This window comes from Streptomyces sp. SID14478 (genome assembly GCF_010548525.1).
In the GTDB taxonomy this organism is placed as follows: domain Bacteria; phylum Actinomycetota; class Actinomycetes; order Streptomycetales; family Streptomycetaceae; genus Streptomyces.
On record NZ_JAAGMG010000149.1, the window covers coordinates 1 to 7,194 of the forward strand.

General features: G+C 71.1%; 4 protein-coding genes and 1 pseudogene. 3 read left to right on the forward strand and 2 right to left on the reverse strand.

Translation table 11 applies throughout. The features are described from left to right. From G3I40_RS06140 to G3I40_RS06150, 3 genes are all read left to right on the forward strand, one after another. Window positions 1-1,097 (forward strand): FGGY-family carbohydrate kinase (locus tag G3I40_RS06140; RefSeq protein ID WP_164301141.1); only part of this gene is annotated, 1,097 nt, incomplete at its 5' end. 185 nt (window positions 1,098-1,282) lie between these two features. Beyond that, a complete protein-coding gene (locus tag G3I40_RS06145; RefSeq protein ID WP_164301142.1) occupies window positions 1,283-3,022 on the forward strand; it encodes an ABC transporter ATP-binding protein in 1,740 nt (579 codons plus the stop codon). Next, entirely contained in the window at window positions 3,022-4,950 is a 1,929-nt protein-coding gene (locus tag G3I40_RS06150; RefSeq protein ID WP_164301143.1) for an ABC transporter ATP-binding protein, read from the forward strand. The genes G3I40_RS06145 and G3I40_RS06150 overlap by 1 nt, the downstream gene beginning before the upstream one ends. A gap of 143 nt (window positions 4,951-5,093) precedes the next feature. On the opposite strand, the gene G3I40_RS06155 is transcribed toward G3I40_RS06150, so the two are convergent. Both G3I40_RS06155 and G3I40_RS06160 read right to left on the reverse strand, forming a co-directional pair. Continuing rightward, window positions 5,094-6,383: an RNA polymerase sigma factor gene (locus G3I40_RS06155; protein WP_164301144.1), complete on the reverse strand. Its 1,290-nt coding sequence runs from the start codon at window positions 6,381-6,383 to the stop codon at window positions 5,094-5,096. 261 nt (window positions 6,384-6,644) lie between these two features. Then, window positions 6,645-7,194, reverse strand: a pseudogene (locus tag G3I40_RS06160) (DNA primase); the annotation flags it as partial.

A 7,194-nucleotide genomic window follows, 5' to 3' on the forward strand; every position in this document is an offset into this window, starting at 1 on the left:
GGCTCGGCTCGCGCGAGGCGTGGGCCGAGGCCGTCGGATCGGTGCCGCAGGCCGCGCAGCCGGTCACCAAGCTGCGCTGGCTGGCGCGTACCGAGCCCGAGAACGCGCAGCGGGTGGCGCTGCTCCTGCAGGCCCACGACTGGCTGGTGTGGCAGCTCCTCGGCCGGCCCAGCCGCAGGACCACCGACCGGGGCGGCGCTTCCGGCACCGGCTACTGGTCCGCCGCCACCGGGGCCTGGCGGCCCGATCTCGTGGAGCTGGCCCTCGGCCGGCAGGCGATGCTCCCGGAGGTGCTCGGGCCCGGGGATTCCGCGGGGACGACCCCGGAGGGGCTGATCATCTCGGCCGGCACCGGGGAGACCATGGCCGCCGCCTTCGGGCTCGGCGTGCGGGCCGGGGACGCCGTGGTGTCACTGGGGGCCTCGGGTTCGGTCATGGCCGTGCACCACGAGGCGCTGGTGGACTCCACCGGCGCCATCACGTCGCTGGCCGACGCCACGGGCATGCACCTGCCGGTCGTGCACACGTTGAACGCGGTGCGGGCGCTGCGCGGCGCCGCCGAGATGCTGGGGCTCGACGGCGGTCTTGAGGAGCTGTCCGAGCTCGCCATGAAGTCGACGCCGGGCGCCCACGGACTCGTGCTCCTGCCCTACCTGGAGGGCGAGAAGACGCCGAACCTGCCGCACACCGCGGGGACCCTGAGCGGGCTCAGGAGGGAGTCCATGCGTCCTGAGCACCTGGCGCGCGCCGCTTTCGAGGGCATGCTGTGCGGGCTCGCCGACGCGATGGACGTACTGCGCGGGCGCGGCGTCGAGATCCGGCGGGTGTTCCTGCTGGGGGCCGCCGCCGAGCTGCACGCGGTGCAGGCCGCGGCACCGATGCTGTTCGGGACGCAGGTCGTGGTGCCGCAGCCCGCGGACTACGCGGCGATCGGCGCGGCCCGGCAGGCCGCCTGGGCGCTGAGCGGGCAGCTGCCGCAGTGGCAGGGCGCGGCCGCGCAGGTCTTCGAGCCGGGCGAGGAGGCGGCCGTGGGCCAGGCGGTGCGCCAGCAGTACCGCTCGGTGCGGGAGCAGATCCACCCCGGGGCGTTCTCGTAGGCCTCGCGATCGTAGGCCTGCGGCTGGTCTTTGTGCGCTCTTGGGTTAATCGGTTGAGGTAACACGGGTGGAGTGTTCGACGATAGGGGTCCATGCGTCGTCGTTTCGCGGCGCACCGCTCCTCCCCTGTACGTCCCTCCCCTGCCCACCGCTCACTCCAGACCGCCGACCACGAGAGACCGAGCGTGCTCATACGACTCCTGCGGACCCATCTGGGTCCGTACAAGAAACCCATCGGGCTGCTGGTGCTGCTGCAGTTCCTGCAGACCTGCGCCGCCCTGTACCTGCCGACCCTGAACGCGAACATCATCGACAACGGTGTCGTGAACGGCGACACCGGCTACATCCTGAGCTACGGCGCCGCGATGCTCGGTGTCACGGTCGTCCAGGTCGTCTGCAACACCGGCGCCGTGTACTTCGGCGCGCGGACCGCCGCCGCCGTCGGACGGGACGTGCGCGGCGCGATCTTCGACCGCGTGCAGTCCTTCTCCGCGCGGGAGGTCGGCCAGTTCGGGGCGCCCTCGCTGATCACCCGGACCACGAACGACGTGCAGCAGGTCCAGATGCTGGTGCTGATGGGCTTCACGCTCATGGTGTCGGCACCGATCATGTGCGTCGGCGGTGTGGTGATGGCGCTCGGCCTCGACGTGCCGCTGTCGGGCGTCCTGCTCGCCGTGCTGCCCGTGATGGCGGTCGTGCTGTCGCTGATCATCCGCAGGATGCGCCCGCTGTTCCGGTCCATGCAGGTCAAGCTGGACACCGTGAACCGGGTGCTGCGCGAGCAGATCACCGGCAACCGCGTCATCCGCGCGTTCGTGCGGGACGACTTCGAGAAGAGCCGGTTCGGCGAGGCCAACCGGGACCTCACGCAGACCTCGCTGGCCACCGGCCGGATCATGGCGCTGATGTTCCCGTTCGTGATGACGATCGTGAACGTCGCGTCCATCGCCGTGGTGTGGTTCGGTGCCCACCGGATCAACGGCGGGGACATGCAGATCGGTGACCTCACCGCCTTCCTCGCGTACCTCATGCAGATCGTGATGAGCGTGATGATGGCCACCTTCATGTTCATGCAGGTGCCGCGGGCCGAGGTGTGCGCCGAGCGCATCCAGGAGGTCCTCGCGACCGAGTCCAGCGTCGTGCCGCCCGCCCCGGAGACCTCCGTGCGGCAGCTGCGCCGGCACGGGCACCTGGAGATCCGTGGTGCGGACTTCGGGTACCCGGGCGCCGAGGAGCCGGTGCTGCGCGCGGTCGACCTGGTCGCGCTGCCGGGCGAGACCACCGCGGTCATCGGCTCGACGGGCAGCGGCAAGTCGACGCTGCTCGGGCTCGTGCCGCGGCTGTACGACACCACGGCAGGCGTCGTCTACGTGGACGGGGAGGACGTCCGCGAGATCGATCCCGAACTGATGGCGAGGACCGTCGGGCTCGTACCGCAGAAGCCGTACCTGTTCTCCGGGACCGTCGCGTCGAACCTGCGCTACGGGAAGCCGGACGCCACGGACGAGGAGCTGTGGCACGCCCTGGAGGTGGCGCAGGCCAAGGGCTTCGTGAGCCAGTTGGAGGGCGGGCTCGACGCGCCCATCGCCCAGGGCGGCACGAACGTCTCCGGTGGTCAGCGCCAGCGGCTCGCCATCGCGCGCACGCTCGTGCAGCGGCCGGAGATCTACCTCTTCGACGACTCGTTCTCCGCGCTCGACTACGCCACCGACGCCGCGCTGCGCCGGGCGCTGGGCGCCGAGACCGCCGAGGCGACCGTGGTGATCGTGGCCCAGCGGGTCGCGACGATCCGGGACGCCGACCGGATCATCGTCCTCGACGAGGGCCGGGTCGTCGGCACCGGACGCCATCACGAGCTGATGGCCGACAACGAGACCTACCGGGAGATCGTGCTCTCCCAGCTGACGGAAGCGGAGGCCGCCTGATGAGCGGGCCGATGGCGGCGCGGATGGCGGCCGGTGCGCCCGGTTCGCGCTCGATGGACTTCAAGAACTCCGGCAAACGGCTGCTCAAGCGGCTCGCCGCGCACCGGACGGCGGTCGTCTCGGTACTGGTCGCGGTCGTCATCAGCGTGGGTCTCTCGGTGGTCGGGCCGAAGATCCTCGGGCACGCCACCGACCTGCTGTTCGGCGGGATCATCGGCGGGCAGATGAAGGCCGGGCAGACCAAGGAACAGGTCATCGAGGGCCTGCGGGCCAAGGGTGACGGCGGCATGGCCGACATGCTCGGCGGCGTCGACTTCACCCCCGGCCAGGGCGTGGACTTCGACGCGATCGGGGAGGTGCTGCTGCTCGCGCTCGCCGTGTTCGCGGTGGCCGGCCTCGCGATGATGATCGGCACGCGGCTCGCCAACCGGGCGATCAACCTGGCCGTGGCGCAGCTGCGCAAGGACATGCAGGCGAAGCTGTCGCGCCTTCCGCTGTCGTACTACGACAAGCAGAAGCGCGGCGAGGTGCTGAGCCGGGCGACCAACGACATCGACAACATCGGGCAGACGCTGCAGCAGACGATGGGGCAGATGCTCAACTCGCTGCTGACCATCGTCGGCGTGCTGGTGATGATGTTCTGGATCTCCTGGCTGCTGGCGCTGGTCGCGCTGGTGACGGTGCCGCTGTCGGTGCTCGTCGCGGCGAAGGTCGGCAAGCGCTCGCAGCCGCAGTTCGTGCAGCAGTGGAAGACCACCGGCAAGCTGAACGCGCACATCGAGGAGATGTACACCGGCCACAACCTGGTGAAGGTCTTCGGGCGCCAGAAGGAGTCGGCGGAGCAGTTCGCCGAGCAGAACGAGGCACTGTACGAGGCCGGCTTCAAGGCGCAGTTCAACAGCGGCATCATGCAGCCGCTGATGTTCTTCATCTCGAACCTGAACTACGTGCTGGTGGCCGTCGTGGGCGGTCTGCGGGTGGCCAGCGGTTCGCTGTCCATCGGTGACGTGCAGGCCTTCATCCAGTACTCGCGGCAGTTCTCGATGCCGCTGACGCAGGTCGCGTCGATGGCGAACCTCGTGCAGTCGGGCGTCGCCTCGGCCGAGCGGATCTTCGAACTCCTCGACGCCGAGGAGCAGTCGGCGGATCCGGTGCCCGGGGAGAAGCCGGCCGATCTGCGCGGGCACGTCGAGTTCGAGCACGTCGCCTTCCGCTACGAGAAGGACAAGCCGCTCATCGAGGACCTGTCGCTGACGGCGGAGCCGGGGCACACGGTCGCGATCGTGGGGCCGACGGGGGCGGGCAAGACCACCCTGGTCAACCTGCTGCTGCGGTTCTACGAGGTCACCGGCGGGCGGATCACGCTCGACGGGGTCGACATCGCGAGGATGTCGCGCGACGAGCTGCGGACCGGCATCGGGATGGTGCTGCAGGACACCTGGCTGTTCGGCGGGTCCATCGCGGAGAACATCGCGTACGGCGCCGCGAAGGACGTCTCGCGGGAAGAGATCGAGGAGGCGGCGAAGGCCGCGCACGCCGATCGCTTCATCCGTACGCTGCCCGACGGGTACGACACCGTGATCGACGACGAGGGGACGGGGGTCAGCGCCGGTGAGAAGCAGCTCATCACCATCGCCCGGGCCTTCTTGTCCGACCCGGTGATCCTGGTGCTCGACGAGGCGACCTCCTCCGTCGACACCCGGACCGAGGTGCTGATCCAGAAGGCCATGGCGCGGCTCGCCGCCGGGCGGACGTCGTTCGTCATCGCGCACCGCCTGTCGACGATCCGCGACGCCGACACGATCCTCGTCATGGAGAGCGGGGCGATCGTGGAGCAGGGCTCGCACGACACGCTGGTCTCCGGCGGCGGGGCGTACCAGCGGCTGTACGAGGCCCAGTTCGCGCAGGCCGTGGCCGAGGTCGACTAGGACCTGTCCGGCGGATCAGGTGGCGGCTCGGGTGGCCTGCGCCGCGTCCGCGACACGATCCGCCGGACAGGCCTGGAACGGCGCTGAGGGGCGCGGCGTTGCCGCGCCCCTCAGCGCCGCTGCCCGACCGATCGTGAGCGTCGTCAGTCCAAGTAGCCGCGCAGCTGATCGGCGAAGGCGTGGTCACGCAACTTGTTGAGGGTCTTCGACTCGATCTGGCGGATGCGTTCGCGCGTGACGCCGAAGATCCGGCCGATCTCCTCCAGGGTGCGGGGGCGGCCGTCGGCGAGGCCGTAGCGGAGCTGGACGACCTTGCGTTCGCGCTCGCCGAGGGTCGACAGGACCGCCTCCAGGTGTTCGCGCAGCAGCAGGAACGCCGCCGACTCCACGGGGCTCGTCGCGTCGCCGTCCTCGATGAGGTCGCCGAGCGCCACGTCGTCCTCCTCGCCGACGGGGGCGTGCAGCGAGACGGGTTCCTGGGCGAGGCGCAGGACCTCGCTGACCCGCTCGGGCGCCAGGTCCAGGTGGGCGGCCACCTCTTCGGGGGTCGGCTCGTAGCCGCGCTCCTGCAGCATGCGGCGCTGGACGCGGACCACCCGGTTGATCAGTTCAACGACGTGGACGGGCACGCGGATGGTGCGCGCCTGATCGGCGAGGGCGCGGCTCATGGCCTGGCGGATCCACCAGGTCGCGTACGTCGAGAACTTGTAGCCGCGGGCGTAGTCGAACTTCTCGACGGCGCGGATGAGGCCGAGGTTTCCCTCCTGGACCAGGTCGAGCATGGTCAGGCCGCGGCCCACGTACCGCTTGGCGACGGACACCACCAGGCGCAGGTTCGCCTCGATCAGGCGGCGCTTGGCCATCCGGCCCATGACGACCAACTTGTCGAGGTCCACCGCGAGTTGGGAGTCCAGGTCGGGGGCGTGGGCCAGTTTCTCCTCGGCGAACAGGCCGGCTTCGACGCGCCGGGCGAGGTCGACCTCCTCGGCCGCCGTGAGCAGCGGGATGCGGCCGATCTCGCGCAGGTACTGGCGGAACAGGTCGGAGGAGGGGCCGCCGGTGTCCGCCCGGACGCTGCGCACCGGCTCGGGCGGCTCGATGCTCGTCTCGATCGGTTCCGGTTCCTCGGGCGCCCCGGGCTCGGTGGTGTCCGCCTCGGGGTGGCGTGCCGCGCGGCTCTGCGCGGGCACCTTGGTGAGGGAGTCACCCTCCGTGGCACCGTCGGGATCGGCGACGGCCTGCGCTGCGCTGTCGCTCTGACTGAGGGTCCGGGTCTGCACGGGGGCGACCTCCAAGGTGATCGCTGCTGAGGCGTGCGGGAGGGGGACGGGAGCGGCGGCCGCGCCGCTGTCCGTCCCGTACGCGATGAGCGGAACCGCGGGGGTGTCGGACCCGGTGTCCGGGCTCCGGCCGCGCTCCGAGGACTCAGGCACCGCAACCCAGTGTGGAGTACGACACAGTGCCGCCACGAGGGGCGTGCGTTGACTTTTTGAGTCCGGTGCGTGACCGCACGGTTACCGTGATGTACGAGCGCCGGTGGTTTCCCGCCGGGTGACCGGGTGAAACGGCTTGTCGGGGTGCGACGGGTCGCGTGTGGGGCTCGCCGCGCCCGTGCCCGGCGGCGCGCGCCGAGGTCTCGGGGCCTCTGCCCGGGCCCGTTCCTCAAGCGCACAGGGGCTTGGTCGGGCGGGGCTTCAGAGTGCCGCCGCGCCCCGCTCGCGCAGCGCCTGGCCGTACTGCTGGAGCACCCACAACTCGTTCTGCACGGCCGCCAGCCGGGCCGGGTCGCCGCCCGAGCCGAGGCGGGTCAGGGTGCCCTGGACGTCGCGGATGCGGCGGTCCACGGCGCGCCTGCGCACCCAGACCAGCTGCTCGCCCGCGTAGGCCTCGTCGACCGTCTTGCGGTGGATCGCCTCGACGGCCAGCTCGGTGACCATCGCGCGCACCGCGTCGTCGGGCGCCGCCTCGCGGACCCGGACGAGGTACTCGTGCGGGTCGTGGACGCCCTGTTCGGCGCCGCCCGCCTCCAGGACGCAGTGCCGCACGGCGGCGTAGGGCGCGGCGGTGAACTCGTCGACGCCGTACGCGTCGAACGCCGGGGAGACCAACTGCGGGTACTGGAGCGCGAGTTTGAGCAGTTCGCGCTCGGTGGCGTAGACCGGGTTGCGCAGGGTGAGCGCCGGGCCGCCGAACGCCGGGGCGGGCGCGGCGCCCTGGGCGGGCTGCGGGCCCCGCGCGCTCGGC

Bases quoted from the DNA above. Each gene is read 5' to 3' on its own strand.
- G3I40_RS06150 (WP_164301143.1), top strand. From the start codon at position 3,022: ATGAGCGGGCCGATGGCGGCGCGGATGGCGGCCGGTGCGCCCGGTTCG.